The organism is Paractinoplanes aksuensis (genome assembly GCF_024137025.1).
Classification (GTDB): domain Bacteria; phylum Actinomycetota; class Actinomycetes; order Mycobacteriales; family Micromonosporaceae; genus Actinoplanes; species Actinoplanes aksuensis.
The window spans coordinates 39,467-55,250 of the sequence record NZ_JAMYJR010000023.1 but is presented as its reverse complement, the minus strand read 5'-3'; the positions used below and the strand labels follow the sequence as shown (position 1 = coordinate 55,250).

Sequence of the window (15,784 nt, the reverse complement as noted above, 5' to 3'; positions counted from 1 at the left end):
AACTTCACCTGATTACCGTACTCATGATCTTCGCGGCCCCCAGGATGGGCGGGGTGCGAGCTTTCCCGGCCGCGGCCCTCGCGGTGCTCACCCTGCTGGCGTACGGGACCACGCCCGCCCTGGCCCGGCCGGCGACCCCGGCCGCGATCACCTGGGCCGTCTGCCCCGAGGACGCCACGGTGCAGTGCGGCACGCTGAAGGTGCCCGTCGACCGGGCCCAGCCGGCCGGCCCGGCGATCACCCTGACCATGGCCCGCCGCCAGGCCGGCGACCCGGCCCGGCGGCTCGGCACCCTGCTGGTCAACCCGGGCGGCCCGGGCGGCTCGGCCGTCGACTTCACCTTCAACGCCGGCTCGTTCTTCGGCGCCGAGGTGCGCGAGCGGTTCGACATCGTCGGGGTCGACCCGCGCGGGGTCGGCCGCAGCGCGCCCGTGCTGTGCTCGCGCGACCTGGTCGACACCCAGCCGCCGGTGCTGATCGAGTCGGCCCAGCAGTACGCGGCTATGCTCGCGTACAACCGCAAGCTGGCCGCCGACTGCGCGGCCCGCAGCAGCCCGGTCTTCGGCCACGTCGACACGGTGAACGTCGTGCACGATCTGGACGCCGTCCGCGCGGCCCTGGGCGAGGCGAAGATCTCGTTCTACGGCGCCTCGTACGGCACGCTGATCGGCCAGCAGTACGCCGAGTCGTACCCCGGCCGGTTGCGGGCCCTGGTGCTCGACGGCGTGATGGACCACAGCGCCGACCTCGACCGCTTCCTCGGGCAGGGGACCGCGGCCGCCCAGGACGCGTTCGACGAGTTCGTGAAGTGGTGCGCCCGCGACCCGAAATGCGTGCTGCGCGGCCAGAACATCCCCAAGTTGTTCATCGCGGCGATGGCCCGGGCCCGCGCCGGTCAGCTCATCAACCCGTACGACCCGCCCACCAAGCTGACCGTGGCCCAGCTGACCATGGCCGCGTTCACCTCGTTCTACGACCCGCAGTGGTACTCGTTCGCCTACTACCTGCGCGACGCGATGCTGACCGGCCGCCGCCCTCCGGCCCGGAAAACGTCACCGGTCGACCTCATCGACCACAGCTTCTCGCCGGTGTTCTGCGAGGACTGGCACTTCCCGGCGACCGGCTACGCCGACCTGCAGCGCCGCCTGCGGACGCTGGCCGTCGAAGCGCCCCAGATGCTGGTCTCACCGCTGGCCATGACCGCCGTCGCCGGATGCCTGGGCTGGCCGTCGCCGCCCGACAACCCGCAGCGTCCGATCGCACCGTTGACCGGCCCGGCCCCGGTGCTGCTGGTCAACTCGGTGCACGACCCGGCCACCGCGTACGTCTGGGCGCAGCAGGTGGCGGCCCGGCTCGGCCCGTCGGCCCGGCTGCTCACCTACGACGGCTGGGGTCACGTCGTCTACAACAAGAGCCCGTGCGTGTCCGCCGCGGTCGACAAATATCTGCTCACCCTGGTGCCGGTGGCGCCCGGCACCCGCTGCCCGGCCGTGGAGCCGCCCCCGTTCGGCATCGGGTAATCCCGACGGGTCGGCTGCTAGGTGGCCGCTATCGAGGGCGTGCCGAAAGCGCCGGGAGTTCCCTCGTCGTTGGTGACCTCAGAAGGGCCAGCTCAACGTGACAAGGCTGTTGCACCGGACTGTTCCGGTCGATTCGAAGATGAAGTAAGAACAGGCGACGGCGGTCCAATCCCGGCGCGTTCCCGGTATAGCGCAGGACCACAAGTTGTCGAACCCTGGCTCGCGCTTCATGCCGAGGTAGGGGTCCTCCAATCGTGAGAGCAGCCATGCTCGCACCGCCAACCGCAACTCGACGTCGGGAGAATCCAGCTGGATCCAGCGATCGACCCACTCGTTGAAATCGGAAAGATTCATCCGCTCGACCGGCTAGACACGACCAAGCTTTCCGACCAGAACTTCGATGTCGTCAGGCTGTCCAGCGTCGGTCGGCGTCCGAGTGTCGGCGATCGAAGCTGAGATGACCGACTGATCGAGGTCTCCGTCGTCGTCGGCGTCACTCGCTGCTTCCGCGACGAAGTGCCGGCGGATCCACTCCACCTCGATGCGATCCGAGTCGCCGACCTTCCTCCTGGCATCGCCTGCCTGCCAGGGGTGTTCGGTGTGAGTGAGCCGCTCGAGCTGGTTTCCACTCAGCCGGCCGTAACGGCTCGCGGTGTAGCCGACCGTGTTCAGCTCGGCCTCACCAAGATCGTGCGGTTCCGGCGGAGGCTCACCTCGGTCTTCGTCGCGCCAAAGCTCAGCAACGACCGGGCCCATGTCCCAGGCGCGAATCGACTCTGAAAAGAGCGGTATGTCGAAGGTAGCTATGTGGCTGCCCTGAGCATAATAGAGCAGCTTGTGCAGCTTCTTTACGCCGATGCCGGGCAGCCGCTCACGCAGTGCTGCGGCGATGTCGTGCGCGGAGGCGGTCATGGTCGCGATGCTATCCCCGGGCACCGACAAAATTCGTCCGCCGCCCGCTCCAAGCAGGGCCGGACCATACAGTTCATGCTGAGCGCGGCTCTCGAGGTTGCTGGCCGAGATCGTTGTGTGCTAGGTGCTCTTCGCGGTGGCCGTCATTCTGGTGGGCCGCGTCACTCCGGCCGTCGGGCCGGTCCTGGAGTATCGTTAGCCAGGCTAACTAGATCGTCCTTCAGGAGGCGCCGTTGAGCCGCCGCGCACCCCGGGCGTCCATCCATCCGGACGTCGGCAAGGGCTGGTTGCGCCGCGCGCTGCCCCTGGTCAAAGCCCATCGAGCCCTGCTGATCACGTCGCTCGTGCTCTCGTTCGCGGGTCTCATCGTGCAGGTCCAGATCCCCAACCTGGTCCGGATCGGCATCGACCGGGCCATCGTCGAGAAGACCGCCGAGCTCGGCCCCTACGTCTGGTGGATCGTCGGCTTCGCCCTGCTGCAAGGCCTGATCAACTTCGTGGCCCGGCTCTATCTGCTGCGCACCGCCTACGAGCTCGAGTACGACCTGCGCAACATCGTCTACACCCACCTGGTCCGGATGCCGTTCGGCTTCTACGACCGGGTGCAGACCGGCGAGCTGATGTCGCGGTCCGGCTCCGACATCCGGGCCGTGCAGCTCTACCTGTCGTTCGGGCCGTCGATCCTCGTCCAGTGCCTGATCGCGGTCGTCGCGTTCGGGCTGATGCTCTCGATCAACGTGCCGCTGGCCGTCGTGGCCATGGCCACCATGCCGGTCATCGGGATCCTCGGCGTCACGATGCGCAAGGCGATCTTCCCGGTGTCCTGGATGATCCAGGCCCGCCTGGCCCGGCTGGCCACCGTCGTCGACGAGAACATCCAGGGCGTACGCATCGTGAAGGCGTTCGCCGCGGAAGGCCGCCAGCTGCACGCCCTGGCCGAGAGCGCCGACCGGATCCGCTGGGCCTACCGCCAGGACGCGCGGATCCGCAGCCGCTGGAACCCGCTGCTCGACAACCTGCCCCGGCTCGGGCTGGCGCTGGTGCTGCTGGTCGGCGGCTACATGGTGATCGAGGGCAGCACCACGGTGGGCACGATCGTCGCCTTCAACTCATACGTCCTGATGCTGCAGCCGCCGTTCCGCATGCTCGGCATGATGATCATGATGGGGCAGCGGGCCTCGGCCTCGGCCCGCCGCATCTACGAGATCCTGGACACGCCGAGCGAGGTCGTCGACGGCCCCGACCCGCTCGTCGTGCCCCTGCGCGGAGATCTGGCGTTCGAGAACGTCTCCTTCACCTACCCCAATGGCACCCCGGCCCTGAACGAACTGAATTTGCGCGTACGACCGGGGGAGACGGTCGCCGTCGTCGGCGGCACCGGGTCGGGCAAGTCGACCCTCGGGCGGCTCGCGGCCCGCTTCTACGACGTCGCCGAGGGGCGGGTGACGATCGACGGGCACGACGTGCGCTCGCTGGCCCTGGCCTCGCTGCGCGAACAGGTGGGCATCGTGCCCGACGAGCCGTTCCTGTTCTCGCTGTCCATCCACGACAACATCGCGTACGGGAAACCGGACGCGACGCGCGATGCCGTCGAAGCCGCGGCCGTGGCGGCCGGCGCCGACGAATTCATCCGCGACCTGCCCGACGGCTACGACACGGTGGTGGGGGAGCGCGGCTACACGCTGAGCGGCGGGCAGCGGCAGCGGGTCGCCATCGCCCGGGCCCTGCTGGTCAACCCGCCGGTGCTGGTACTCGACGACGCCACCAGCGCCATCGACGTCACCGTGGAACAGCGGATCCACGCGTCGCTGCGCGACCAGATGCGCGGGCGCACGACGCTGATCGTCGCCCACCGCCTGTCCACGATCGGCCTGGCCGACCGCGTCGTCCTGATGGAAGCCGGCCGCGTCATCGCCGACGGAACCCACGCCTCCCTGCTCGAGTCCGAGCCCCGCTACGCCGCAGTCCTGGCTTCGTCCGTCGATTCTTCCGATGGCGGCCTGCCCGCCACCGACTCCTCCTCACCCGAGCCTCCCGCCTCCCGCTCGGCGGACGCGGAGGTGGCGTCGTCGTGAGCATGTTCGGTGGTGGTTTCGGGGGCTTCAACGTCGGCGGGCGGCCGACCATGGGTGCGGCCGGGCGCAAGGGCAACGGGTTGCCGTTCGCCGGCATCCCGGACGACCTGCAAGCGGGCGTCGCCAAGCTCGAAGCGCGCGAGCCCGACCATGGCGACCCGGGTGTCACGTTCGACCCGGTCGGTGACTCCGGCCGCAAGATCTCGCTCAGTCGCCTGCTGATCGGGCGCCCCGGCCTGCTGCTGGCCGCGTCGATCGCCGTACTCGTGGAAACCCTGCTTCTGCAGGCCGGGCCCTACCTCGTACAAGTGGGAATTGATCATGGCATCGCGGCCGGGAACCTGCGCGTCCTGATCGTCGCCACCCTCTGCTTCGTGGCCGCGGTGCTGCTCACCGGCCTGGCCACCGCCATCCGCATGCGCAAGAGCGGCCTGCTCGCCGCGGCCGCCACCCGCGACCTGCGCATCCGCATCTTCGCCCACCTGCAGCGGATGTCGCTCGACTACTACACCCGCGAGAAGGCCGGCGTCACCATGACCCGGATGACCTCCGACGTGGAGTCGTTGCAGAGCCTGTTGCAGGACGGGTTCGCCCAGTTCCTCATCCAGGGCCTGACCATGGTCGTGGTCACCGGGGTGCTGTTCCACTACAACGCGACCCTGGCGTTGATCACCCTCGCGCTGGTCGTGCCGCCGCTGACGATCGCCTCGCTGTGGTTCCGGCACGCGGCCGACCGCGGCTACAACCGCCAGCGCGACGCCATCGCCGCCATGTTCGCGGACCTGGCCGAGAGCCTCAACGGCGTACGCGTAGTGACCGCCCACAACCGGCAGGACCGCAACGTCGTCGCCCACCGTGAGGTCGTCGGGGGTTACCGCGACGCCAACGACTTCACCGGCCGGATCAACGCGATCTACGGCCCCGGCACGTCGGTGATCGGCCTGATCGCGATGGCCGTGCTGCTGCTGATCGGCGGCCGGATGGTGCTGCGGGGCGCGCTGACGATCGGCGAGCTGACCGCGTTCGTGCTCTACATCAACTCGTTCTTCCAGCCGGTGCAGCAGCTGGTCCAGCTCTACACCCAGTACCAGCAGGGCAAGGCGGCCATCGGCAAGATCCGCTCGTTACTGGGGGAGGCGCCGTCGGTGCTTTCTTTGCCGGGCGCGATCACTTTGCCCCCGGTTCGCGGCGAGATCGTCTTCGACGACGTGACGTTCGGCTACCTCCCCGACCGTCCCGTGCTCTCCGGCGTGACGCTGCGCATCGCTCCCGGCGAGACGGTCGCCTGTGTGGGCCCGACCGGCGCCGGCAAGTCGACGCTGGCCAAGCTGGTGACCCGCTTCTACGACCCCACATCCGGCCGCATCCTGATCGACGGCCACGACCTGCGCGACGTCACCCTGTCCTCGCTGCGCACCCAGATCGGCGTCGTCCCGCAGGAACCGTTCCTGTTCGCCGGCTCCCTGCGCGACAACATCGCGTTCGCCCGCCCCACCGCCACCGACGACGAGGTGTGGGCCGCGGTCGACGCCGTGGGCCTGCGCGACCTGGTCGAACGCTCACCCGAGGGCCTGGACACCCCACTGCACGAACGCGGCCAATCAGTGTCGTCGGGCGAACGGCAGCTGCTGGCCCTGGCCCGGGCCTTCCTGGCCGAGCCGCGCGTGGTCGTGCTCGACGAGGCCACCTCGAGCCTCGACCTGCGCTCCGAACTGCGGGTCGAGGCAGCCCTGGACGCCCTGCTCGAAGGCCGCACCGCGATCCTGGTCGCCCACCGCCTGTCCACAGCGATGCGAGCCGACCGCATCATCGTGGTCGACGACCACCACATCATCGAGACCGGCTCCCACGCCGAACTGGTCGCCGCCGGTGGCCCGTACGCAGAAATGTTCGCGACCTGGGCAGCGCATTCCTGACGGGCGCGGTCGGCCGGGATCGTCCGATCGCCAGTCGGACGCTTTCGTGGCTCGAGCAGCGCATCAGCCACGAATCTGGTAGGCAGAGATAGACGAACTGCTCTGTGCCCTGACCGACCCCGGCAACCTACCTGTGGATAACGCGGCGCCCCCACCTGTGGACAACTCGACCCGCTTCCCTTGACATCCGCATAACCTCCCCACCAATCCCCGAGGCGGGTGGGGGCTAGGGATGGCGGGCCCGAACCCAGCCAAAAAATCGAAGATCAAATTCGGAGGATCAATGCGGATTCGCCCGGTCCTAGGCGTGCTGACCCTGTCCGGGGCGCTGCTCGTGGCGCCCTCGCCGGCCTTTGCCGGCGGCTCGGCCCTCGGCCCCACCGCAACGGGGTACGGCGGCGCAGTGTCCACGGTCGACCCGACCGCCACGGCCGTCGGCATCGACGTGCTGCGCCGCGGCGGCAACGCAGTCGATGCGGCCGTCGCCGCGGCCGCCACTCTCGGCGTCACCGAACCCTTTTCGGCCGGCATTGGCGGCGGCGGCTTCTTCGTCTACTACGACGCCCGCAAACGCAGCGTCCAGACGATCGACGGCCGCGAGTCCGGCCCGGCCACGATGAAGGAAACCCACTTCATCGACCCCACCGACAACCTGCCGTACGAGTTCGCCGAGGCCCGCGTCTCCGGCCTCTCGGTCGGCACGCCCGGCACCCTGGCCACCTGGGAGTCCGCCACCAAGAAGTGGGGCACCAAGTCGCTGGCCAGCCTGCTCCAGCCTGCCGCCAAGGTCGCCGACCGCGGCTTCAAGGTCGACGCCACCTTCCGCCAGCAGGTCGCCGACAACGCCGCCGCCTTCGGCCAGTTCGACTCGACCAAGGCCCTGTACCTGCCCAACGGCGCCCCGCCCGCCGTCGGCTCGACCCTGCGCAACCCCGACCTGGCGGACACGTACCGCCTGATCGCCCGCCAGGGAACCGACGTGCTCTACAAGGGATCGGTAGCCAGAGACATCGTGCGTACGGTGCAAAAGCCCCCCGTCTCGGCCACGCCGGTCGGCACCTGGGCCTACCCGATCCGCCCCGGCACGCTGACCCTGAACGACCTGGCCCGCTACGACCTGCGCCACCCCGCCCCGACGAAGTCGAAGTTCCGCGACCTCACCGTCTACGGCATGAACACCCCGTCCAGCGGCGGCGTGGCCGTCAGCGAGGCCCTCAACATCCTCGAAACGGCCGGCCTGTCCAAGACGGACGTGACCAAGGCGCTGCACTACTACCTCGAAGCGTCCGCGCTGTCGTTCGCCGACCGCAACCGCTACGTCGGCGCGTACACCCCGCAGCGCGTGGTCGACAAGCTGATCTCCGACCGCTGGGCCGCCCAGCGCGCCTGCCAGATCGACCCCGCAAAGGCCCTGACCAAGCCCGTCCCACCCGGCGACATCAACGCCAAGGGCTGCACCCCCGCGAAGGTCGGCGGCCCTACCGAACAGGGCCAGAGCACCACCAACCTGACGGTCGCTGACCGCTGGGGCAACATCGTCGAGTACACATTCACCATCGAACAGACCGGCGGCAACGCCATGGTCGTCCCCGGCCGCGGCTTCCTGCTCAACAACGAGCTGACCGACTTCAACTTCACCAACACCCAGGCCCCCGCCGCCGACCCGAACCTCCCCGGCCCCAACAAGCGCCCGCGCAGCTCGATGTCCCCGACGATCGTCCTCAAGGACGGCCAGCCGTTCCTGGCCCTGGGCTCACCGGGCGGCGCCACCATCATCACCACGGTCCTGCAGATCCTGCTCAACCGCGTGGTGCTGGGCCAGACCCTGCCGCAGGCAATGGCCGCGCCGCGCGCCTCCCAGCGCAACACCGCCGGCATCCAGGCCGAACCTGCCTTCCGTACGACCTACGGCCCCTCGCTGACCGCCCTGGGCCACACGTTCGCCGCCGACGTCCCGGAACTCGGCGCAGCCACAGCCATCGAGTTCACCCGCAACGGCGGCTTCATAGCCTCAGCCGAACCCGCCCGCCGCGGCTCCGGCGCCGCCGCCGTGGTCCACCCCACCCGCTGATCACCTGACAACGAGGGCCCGGCCGAACGGCCGGGCCCTCGCCGTTCCCTGCTCGACCAGCAGGGCGGCATCCCGTTCGGCAAGTTCGCCGCCGTGCGCGTACGCAGCGCAGGATCATTCCCGGATGGCTGGCTCCTGCGTGATCGGGCTCGCGGCCGGCGGTGGCGTGGACGGCGCGGAAGCCGCTCGTGCTCAGCTGGTCCGACAGGGCAGCGAGTTCCGCGGATCGACATCGAGCACGCCTGCCCCAGCGACGCGGCCGGCGAGACCGCCCCGCTCGGAAGCAAGCGCGACCGCCCCGGTCAGAGACGGGGCGGTCGCGGGGTGGTGAGGGTCAGGCGGCGGTGGTGCTCCACATGGCGGTGAAGGCGGCGGCCTCGCCCGCCAGCCAGGTTTCGATGTCGGCGGGCTTGGCGGAAGGGTCGAGGCGGTGGACCTCGCCGCGGCGTAGGTCGACCAGGACGGGGTCGGCGTTGGGGAGGATCTGGTCCATGTGGCGGGCCATCAGGTGCAGCATGGCCGTCGTTGCCTCGGCGGTGGGTGGGGCCTCGTCGAAGTGCAGTCGGACAGCTTCGCGGCGGCCGTCCTCGTAGCGAAGTCCGAAGTGGGGGTTGATTTTGACCACCAGCGGGCCGACCGAGGCCAGCGCGTCGCGGGTCTGGGCCAGGCCGACCTGTTCGGGGTCGCCCAGCGAGGTCAGGTAGGTCTTGGCGCCGGCGCTGACCGTGCCGTAGAGCGGCTTCCACCGTTCCTTCACCAGGTCGACCACGCCGGACAGGTAGCTGCCGCCGGTGCGGAACGCGATGTCGGCCTTGAGGGCCTTGACGAGCTGGCCGTGCGGGTTGAAGCCGGACCGGCGCTCGCGCGCCTTGCGCAGACCGCCGACAAAAGTGGCCTTGGCCGGGCCGGTGCGGGTCACGTAGCGGGTGAAGCCGAGCATGGTCGCGTAGGGCGGGATGACGGGCACGGGGTTGGTCGAGGGGACAGTCCGAACGGGCGCGGTCACGTCGATCTCCTAACTGGCCCAAACCTGACATTCGGCGTTCGAGACACGCCGAAGATCAGCAGCTCACAGGCCCTTTTCGTACATACATTCTAATCGACGGGTACGACATTCCCAAGCTGCCGGAGGCTCGCGGCCGCGAACTGGTTAGGCTGCCGGAGTGACCGTCGACATAGCCCGGAAGATCGCCGCCGTCGAGCCCGCCGACGGCACCCGGATCGTCGGGATCGACGGTCCCAGCGGCTCCGGCAAGAGCCACCTGGCCCGCGAGCTGGCCGAGGTTCTGAGCGCGCCAATCATCGAGATCGACGACTTCGTCTACACCGAACATTGGCTGCGCCGCGAGGGCTACGCCGCCCGCCAGTTCTGGAGGCGCCCGTGAGACAAGACCCGATCAAGATCCTTGCGTACGACCCCAGCTGGCCCGACGCCTTCGAGCAGCAGCGCCGCCGCGTCGAGCCGGCCCTGCTGCCCTGGCTGACCGGCCCGCTCGAACACATCGGCAGCACGGCCGTCCCCGGTCTGGCCGCCAAGCCGATCATCGACATGATGGCCCGCATCGACTCCTACGACGCGGCCGGCATCGACCACACGATGGCCGCGCTGGGCTGGGTCCACGCCCCCGAACCGGGCGACGCCGAATCCCGCAAGTGGTCGTTCTGCTATCCCGACGCCGCCCGCCGCACCCACCACCTGCACATCTACGAAGACTCGGCCGACATCTGGCCCCGCCTGCTGACCTTCCGCGACCACCTGCGGACGCACCCCGACGCCGCCGCCGAGTATGCCGAGCTCAAGCGGTCGCTGGCCGCCGAGGACGCCCACGACCGTCCCCGGTACCGCGCCGGCAAGGCCCCCTTCATCGACCGCCTGTCGTGATCGTCCGAGAGCGGCGCGATGACGACCTGGGCCGCTGTGTGGATGCCCTCCGCCTGGTCCACGCGGCCGACGCCTACCCGCTGAACTGGCCCCACGACCCGCGAGCCTGGCTCGCTCCGGCCGACGCCGCCTGGGTCGCCGTGGCGGCGGACGGCACGATCGCCGGCCATGTCGCCGTACGGGAAAGGGAGCTCTGCCGCTTGTTCGTCATCCCGGGGGAGCATCGCGGCCGTTCGGTCGGCCGCGCCCTCGTCGCGCGGGCACGAGCCTGGGCCGCCGAGCACGGCCACGGCCTCACCCTGAACGTCGTCGACGAGCAGAGGTCGGCCGCGGTCGCCTTCTACGAGGCCACAGGCTGGCGTTTCACGCACGTCACGGCGGCGGACTGGACCGGGCCGGACGGTCAGCCGGTGCAACTACGTCACTACGAGGTCGGCTGACTCAGCTGGGCCGGATCTCCCGGACACCGTCGCGGACGATCACCGCCTGGTCGTCGCGGATCGGCAGGAAGTCGTAGCGGTCGCCCTCGTCGGCGATGATCCGGGCGTAGCGCTCCTCCCGGCCGCGGTTGGCGTGGGACAGCGGATAGAACGACACGAGTCCGAGCCCCGCCGTGTCCGTCACCCGTCCCGGATCGTCGTCGTCCCGGTAGCCCGCGAGATCCGAGGCGGCCAGTGCGGCTCCGGCCGACATTCCTGCGTATGCCATTCGCCCGGACTTGACGCGGAGCCTCACACCATCGGCGAAGCCGGTCCGCTGGGCGTGCTGCAGCAGGAAGATCGGGTATCCGCCGGTGACGAAAGCCAGATCTGCTTCGTCCAGGGCCGCCGACACCTCCCGCGGTGTTGCCGTTTCAAGATCGAGGCGATGTACCGACAGTGCTTCGGCCATCATCGCCGCCTCGGCCACGTCGACCCACGGCGCCTGCGGCATCGGGTTGCTCGCCGTCGGAACGAGAATCGCCCGTCGGGGCCGACAGGGCTGCCCCTCGAGCCAGGCGCCAAGTGCTCCGAGTCCCTGACTGCCGAGAAAGACGTGCATCGCGGCAGTATGGCGGACCGCGCCGGCCACGTCGTCCTTGGTGGAGCGACGCGGTCGGCACCGTCGGGGGGCGGCGGAAAATCGGTTGACGGCCGGGTGATCACGGTGGCAGCCTGCGGGGGTTCCGCGCAGTCCGCGTGGACGCTCTGCATGAGGGACTGAAGCCTGTGATCTCAGCGCGCCCAGCGGCCGCCTGAGGTATTGGACGTGCGCTGCCGGCCCGGCCGGTGAGCGCTGGTTCGACTGCCCGTTCCGCGGCCCGACGTGTCTTCGCCCGCGAACGTCTTCTCATGCTCAGAGGTCTACCTTGCTCATGGATTCTCGTATCCAAATGTCCGTCGTGGCCAATCTGTCCAGGCGGCCGGCACCGGTCGAAACCGGGCCGTTCGTCATCGGGCTCGACCCCGGCACCGACAGCCCGCACATCAACTACGCCACGCCGCGACCCGGCGCCGCCATCACCCAGGCGGACGTTGCCGACCTGGTGACGGCCTTCCATGACGCGGGCCGGAAACCCCGCCTGGAGTACGTCACCGGCTGCGCCCCCGGTCTCGAAGCGCTACTGATCGAGGCCGGTTTCGCAGTGGAGGAGCGACACGACTACCTGGTCTGCTCCACCGGTTCGTTCGATCCGGCGCCGGTCCCGGACGGATTCCGGCTCGGCGCACCGGTCACCGACACCCAGCGGATGGCGATGATCAGCGTGCAGAACGAGGCCTTCGGCGGCGCGCCGACGGCCACCGTCGCGGACGCCGCTCGCGTCGCCCGGCAGCAAGCCGCCGGCGGAGTGGCGATCATGGCGGTCGACGGCAACGGCGGCTGCGCCGGCGGAGGCCAGGCGGTTCCGCCGAACGGCGGGGTCAGCGAGGTGGCCGGCATCGCCGTCCGCCCGCAGTGCCGTCGCCGGGGCCTGGCCGGGGCGATCACCGCCGCCGTGACGGCTCGTTTGTTCGCGGCCGGCGCCGACATCGCCTGGCTGGAAGCCTCCGGGACGGAGTCGTGGCGGGTCTATGAACGAGTCGGCTACCGCCCGGCCGGCAAGCGCCTGTACATAGCGCTCGACTGACGCGTCGAACCGTGGCCCGGGCGCGCGATGGCCGGGCCACGGTGTCCACCTTCCGGAAATGCGCGAGCTCAAGGTCGAGCAGCGGCGGAAGGATGGCGGTATGACATCGACTCGAACTGTGCGGCCGGTCGGACGAGAGCTCGACGCGGAGGTGTGGCCACCCGGTTCCAAGAGCATCACCAATCGCGCGTTGCTGTGCGCAGCCCTGGCCTCCGGCGTCTCGACACTGCGGGGCGCCCTGTTCGCCGACGACACCCGGGCCATGATGGGCGCCGTCGAAGCACTCGGCGCGACCGTCGAGCCCGACGAGCCCGGCCGGACCGTCGTCGTCCACGGCGGCGGCCGCCCGGCTCCCGGGGCCGTGGTCGACGCGCGCCAATCCGGCACCACCGCCCGCTTCCTCCTGCCCGCGGCGGCGATCTTCGGCTCCCGTACGGTCGTCGACGGCTCAGCCCAACTGCAGGCCCGTCCGTTCGGCCCCGTCTTCGACGCGTTGCGGCAGGCCGGCGCCAAGGTCGAGGAACTGGGCGAGTCGGGCTTCCTGCCGGCGGCGGTCAGCGGCCCCCTGCCCGGCGGTCCCGTGCACGTGAGCGGCCACGTCTCCAGCCAGTTCCTCTCCGGCCTTCTGATGGCCGGCCCGCTCACCCGCGACGGCCTCGAAGTGTCGCTGACCTCCGAACTCGTCTCGGTGCCCTATGTGGAGATGACCCGGGACGTCATGGCCGCATTCGGCGTACGGGTGGACGACCTCACCGTCCGCCCCGCGACCTACCGGCCATGCGCGTACGACGTGGAGCCCGACGCCAGCGCCGCCTCCTACTTCCTCGGCGCGGCCGCCGTAGCCGGTGGCCGGGTGACCGTACGCGGTCTCGGGTCGGACAGCCTCCAGGGCGATGTTCGCTTCGCCGATGTGCTGGAGCAGATGGGGGCCACGGTCACCCGCACCGCCGATTCGTTGACCGTCACCTCGTCCGGCGCGCTGCACGGCGTCGACGTCGACATGGCCGACATCTCCGACACCGCGCAGACCCTGGCCGCGGTGGCCGTGTTCGCCGACTCGCCGACCCGGGTCCGCGGCATCGGCTTCATCCGCCGCAAGGAGACCGACCGCATCCACGCTGTGGTGACCGAACTACGCCGGGCCGGCCTCCAGGCCGTCGAGGACGAGGACGGTTTCACGATCCACCCCGGCCCTCCGCGCCCGACCGCCTTCCACACGTACGGCGATCACCGCATGGCGATGAGCCTGGCTCTGCTCGGCCTGCGCGCCCCCGGCATCGAGATTCTCGACCCCGACTGCGTGGCCAAGACGTACCCCGGCTATTTCGCCGACCTGGAGGCGCTCAGCTGAGCGGAGTGCGAAGCACCCGCGCGCGACACTTCAAGTGCAACTCGGGGGTTGCGCGCCTCAGAAAATGTGCAACCCTGGGGTTGCGCATTGCAATGGGCTGCGGAAGGAGTGTCATGGAGCGGGATCGGATCGAGCGGGACACGTTCGTCAAGGCGTCGGTGGAGCGGGTGTGGGCGGTGATCACCGAGCCGGCACATGTCGGTGTGTGGTTCGGGCAGGGAGAGCCGGCCGAGATCGAGCTGTGGCCGGGCGGCATCATGCGGCTCGACCATGGCCAGTACGGCGTCTTTCCGACCTTGATCGTTGCGGTCGAGCCGCCGCGCTATCTCGCCTACCGATGGGCCAGCGGTTTCCCCGGTGAGGTGGCCGACGAGGGCAACTCGACGCTGGTCGAGTTCTTCGTGGAGCCCGAGGCCGACGGCACCCGCCTGCGGGTCGTCGAGACCGGCTTCGCCTCGATGAAGGTGCCGCTGCCGCCCGAGCGCGAGGAGACCGCCGGCTACGACAGTCACAACGAGGGCTGGCGGGGGATCGTCGAGATCGTCCGGGAGTACGCCGAGAAGTGACAGCCGAACTGCAGGTGCTGGCCGCCCTGGCCGACCCGACCCGCTGGCAGCTGCTCGACCGGCTGGCCGGTCGGCGCGAGGCGACCGCGACCGTGCTCGCCACCGACCTGCCCGTGACCCGGCAGGCGGTGGTGAAGCACCTCGCCGTCCTGGAGCGGGCCGGCCTGGTCGCCGCCCACCGTAAGGGCCGCGAAGTGCAGTACGAGGTACGGGCCGAGCGCCTCGACGAGACGGCCCGCTGGATGGCCGCCGCCGCCCGCCGCTGGGACGACCGCCTCGCGTTGATCAAGCACCTGGCCGAGCAAGACCCGGCTGAGTGAAAATCCGGGGTTTCCGGCCGGGAATCACTTAGGAGCACCACGGTTGCGACGATCCTCTCGGTGTACGTAGCAGGTTCGGCGCGTCGGGGGGCGTTCGTCATGAAGGTGCTGGTCAGGAATCTGGCGTTGGCCGGGGTGGCCGCGGGCGCGATGGTGCACCCGGCCGTGGCGCAGGCAGCCCCGGCGAGCCTGTCGAGTCTGGTGGCGTATGTCCGGAACGGGGACGTCTACGTCAGCCGGAACAGCTCCGAGAAGCGGCTCACCACCGGCGGCACCCATGCCCGGCCGCGCTGGTCGCCCGATGGCAAGTCGATCGCGTACCTGAAGTCCGGTCTGCTCTGGGTGATGCGGTCCGACGGCAGCGGTCAGCGCCGGCTGTCGGCCCGGGCCGCGGCCGGGCCCTCGTGGTCGCCGGACGGCAAGTCGATCGCCTTCGCCTCGCTGTCGTGCTCGGGCGGGCCCGGCGTCTACAAGATCGCTGCGTCCGGCGGGCCGGCCGAGGTGCTGTTCCCGCGGGACTGCCGGGGTGAGGATCTGCCGCCCGAGCCGTCGCCGGTCACCGCGCGCACGGGGTCGTTGAGCGAGCGCCTGGCCACCGACGACGCGGTCGCCTGGTCGCCCGACGGGGCCAAGGTGGCGTTCCGGGGCGGCGACTGCGAGTCGGTCTACGACGCCTGTCTGAGCGTGGGCACGGTGGCCACCGGCGGCGAGCAGACGATCGCGGCCTACGGCGGCGGCAGCCTGCAGAACCGCGGGTTCGCCGTGGTGCCGAGCTGGCGGGCCGACGGCGCGAAGCTGGCCTGGACGGCGTACGAGAAGGGCGAGACCAAGGCGGCCGACCGGCCCGTGCACCTGGTCGAGTACGACACGAAGACCCGGGCCAAGCGGACCGTCGGGGGTGCGCTCGACCGCGAGATGGCCTACATCGATGCGAAGCGGGCGGTGGCCACCGGCCAGTACGGCAAGGGCTCCTGGGTCATGGTGGTGAGCCTGGCCACCGGCGCCCGCATCCCGTTCCACGAGGGCTCCCAGCCCAGCGTCCAGCCCGTGCGCTAAAAAGGCAG

15 protein-coding genes are annotated in these 15,784 nt (G+C 70.1%); 12 read left to right on the top strand and 3 right to left on the bottom strand.

The genetic code is table 11. The features are described from left to right. Positions 1–53 precede the first annotated feature (53 nt). Positions 54–1,520: an alpha/beta hydrolase gene (locus M1L60_RS21085; RefSeq protein ID WP_253239177.1), complete on the top strand. Its 1,467-nt coding sequence runs from the start codon at positions 54–56 to the stop codon at positions 1,518–1,520. A gap of 366 nt (positions 1,521–1,886) precedes the next feature. On the opposite strand, the gene M1L60_RS21080 is transcribed toward M1L60_RS21085, so the two are convergent. Next, positions 1,887–2,432 carry a Panacea domain-containing protein gene (locus M1L60_RS21080; RefSeq protein WP_253239176.1) on the bottom strand — a complete coding sequence of 182 codons (546 nt, stop codon included), beginning with the start codon at positions 2,430–2,432 and terminating at the stop codon, positions 1,887–1,889. A gap of 233 nt (positions 2,433–2,665) precedes the next feature. On the opposite strand from M1L60_RS21080, the gene M1L60_RS21075 reads away from it, so the two are divergent. The 3 genes from M1L60_RS21075 (at position 2,666) to ggt (ending at position 8,494) form a co-directional block, all read left to right on the top strand. Beyond that, positions 2,666–4,507 (top strand): ABC transporter ATP-binding protein, encoded by a 1,842-nt coding sequence (locus tag M1L60_RS21075; protein ID WP_253239175.1) that lies wholly within the window; start codon positions 2,666–2,668, stop codon positions 4,505–4,507. 2 nt (positions 4,508–4,509) lie between these two features. Beyond that, positions 4,510–6,423 (top strand): ABC transporter ATP-binding protein, encoded by a 1,914-nt coding sequence (locus M1L60_RS21070; RefSeq protein WP_253239337.1) that lies wholly within the window; start codon positions 4,510–4,512, stop codon positions 6,421–6,423. 283 nt (positions 6,424–6,706) lie between these two features. After that, the gene (gene ggt / locus M1L60_RS21065) at positions 6,707–8,494 is read left to right on the top strand and encodes a gamma-glutamyltransferase (protein WP_253239174.1); all 1,788 of its coding nucleotides are present in this window, start codon (positions 6,707–6,709) and stop codon (positions 8,492–8,494) included. A gap of 334 nt (positions 8,495–8,828) precedes the next feature. Here the strand turns inward: ggt and M1L60_RS21060 are convergent, their stop codons facing one another. Then, positions 8,829–9,434 (bottom strand): hypothetical protein, encoded by a 606-nt coding sequence (locus tag M1L60_RS21060; protein ID WP_253239336.1) that lies wholly within the window; start codon positions 9,432–9,434, stop codon positions 8,829–8,831. A gap of 223 nt (positions 9,435–9,657) precedes the next feature. Between M1L60_RS21060 and M1L60_RS48535 the strand changes: the two genes are divergently transcribed. The 3 genes from M1L60_RS48535 to M1L60_RS21040 are packed head-to-tail and all read left to right on the top strand — an operon-like array spanning position 9,658 to position 10,816. Further along, on the top strand, positions 9,658–9,879 hold the full coding sequence (locus M1L60_RS48535; protein ID WP_438862139.1) for a hypothetical protein: 222 nt from the start codon (positions 9,658–9,660) through the stop codon (positions 9,877–9,879). Beyond that, a complete protein-coding gene (locus M1L60_RS21045; protein ID WP_253239173.1) occupies positions 9,876–10,376 on the top strand; it encodes a GrpB family protein in 501 nt (166 codons plus the stop codon). Before M1L60_RS48535 ends, M1L60_RS21045 begins: the two co-directional genes overlap by 4 nt. Continuing rightward, entirely contained in the window at positions 10,373–10,816 is a 444-nt protein-coding gene (locus M1L60_RS21040) for a GNAT family N-acetyltransferase (RefSeq protein ID WP_253239172.1), read from the top strand. The genes M1L60_RS21045 and M1L60_RS21040 overlap by 4 nt, the downstream gene beginning before the upstream one ends. Position 10,817: 1 nt before the next feature. Here M1L60_RS21040 and M1L60_RS21035 read toward each other — a convergent pair whose 3' ends face one another. Next, positions 10,818–11,417 carry a Type 1 glutamine amidotransferase-like domain-containing protein gene (locus tag M1L60_RS21035; RefSeq protein WP_253239171.1) on the bottom strand — a complete coding sequence of 200 codons (600 nt, stop codon included), beginning with the start codon at positions 11,415–11,417 and terminating at the stop codon, positions 10,818–10,820. Positions 11,418–11,748: 331 nt separating this feature from the next. Here M1L60_RS21035 and M1L60_RS21030 point away from each other — a divergent pair, with 331 nt between their 5' ends. The 5 genes from M1L60_RS21030 (at position 11,749) to M1L60_RS21010 (ending at position 15,776) form a co-directional block, all read left to right on the top strand. Then, on the top strand, positions 11,749–12,483 hold the full coding sequence (locus M1L60_RS21030; RefSeq protein ID WP_253239170.1) for a GNAT family N-acetyltransferase: 735 nt from the start codon (positions 11,749–11,751) through the stop codon (positions 12,481–12,483). A gap of 100 nt (positions 12,484–12,583) precedes the next feature. After that, on the top strand, positions 12,584–13,834 hold the full coding sequence (gene aroA / locus M1L60_RS21025) for a 3-phosphoshikimate 1-carboxyvinyltransferase (protein WP_253239169.1): 1,251 nt from the start codon (positions 12,584–12,586) through the stop codon (positions 13,832–13,834). 113 nt (positions 13,835–13,947) lie between these two features. Next, the gene (locus M1L60_RS21020; RefSeq protein ID WP_253239168.1) at positions 13,948–14,400 is read left to right on the top strand and encodes an SRPBCC family protein; all 453 of its coding nucleotides are present in this window, start codon (positions 13,948–13,950) and stop codon (positions 14,398–14,400) included. Then, positions 14,397–14,720 carry an ArsR/SmtB family transcription factor gene (locus M1L60_RS21015; protein WP_253239167.1) on the top strand — a complete coding sequence of 108 codons (324 nt, stop codon included), beginning with the start codon at positions 14,397–14,399 and terminating at the stop codon, positions 14,718–14,720. The genes M1L60_RS21020 and M1L60_RS21015 overlap by 4 nt, the downstream gene beginning before the upstream one ends. Positions 14,721–14,819: 99 nt before the next feature. Continuing rightward, positions 14,820–15,776, top strand: coding sequence for a TolB family protein (locus tag M1L60_RS21010; protein WP_253239166.1), 957 nt, complete (start codon positions 14,820–14,822; stop codon positions 15,774–15,776). Positions 15,777–15,784 lie beyond the last annotated feature (8 nt).

Coding starts and splice junctions, on each gene's coding strand:
- M1L60_RS21080 (WP_253239176.1), bottom strand. CDS start 2,432: ATGACCGCCTCCGCGCACGACATCGCCGCAGCACTGCGTGAGCGGCTG.
- M1L60_RS21070 (WP_253239337.1), top strand. CDS start 4,510: ATGTTCGGTGGTGGTTTCGGGGGCTTCAACGTCGGCGGGCGGCCGACC.
- ggt (WP_253239174.1), top strand. CDS start 6,707: ATGCGGATTCGCCCGGTCCTAGGCGTGCTGACCCTGTCCGGGGCGCTG.
- M1L60_RS21060 (WP_253239336.1), bottom strand. CDS start 9,434: ATGCTCGGCTTCACCCGCTACGTGACCCGCACCGGCCCGGCCAAGGCC.
- M1L60_RS21035 (WP_253239171.1), bottom strand. CDS start 11,417: ATGCACGTCTTTCTCGGCAGTCAGGGACTCGGAGCACTTGGCGCCTGG.
- M1L60_RS21030 (WP_253239170.1), top strand. CDS start 11,749: ATGTCCGTCGTGGCCAATCTGTCCAGGCGGCCGGCACCGGTCGAAACC.
- aroA (WP_253239169.1), top strand. CDS start 12,584: ATGACATCGACTCGAACTGTGCGGCCGGTCGGACGAGAGCTCGACGCG.
- M1L60_RS21020 (WP_253239168.1), top strand. CDS start 13,948: ATGGAGCGGGATCGGATCGAGCGGGACACGTTCGTCAAGGCGTCGGTG.
- M1L60_RS21010 (WP_253239166.1), top strand. CDS start 14,820: ATGAAGGTGCTGGTCAGGAATCTGGCGTTGGCCGGGGTGGCCGCGGGC.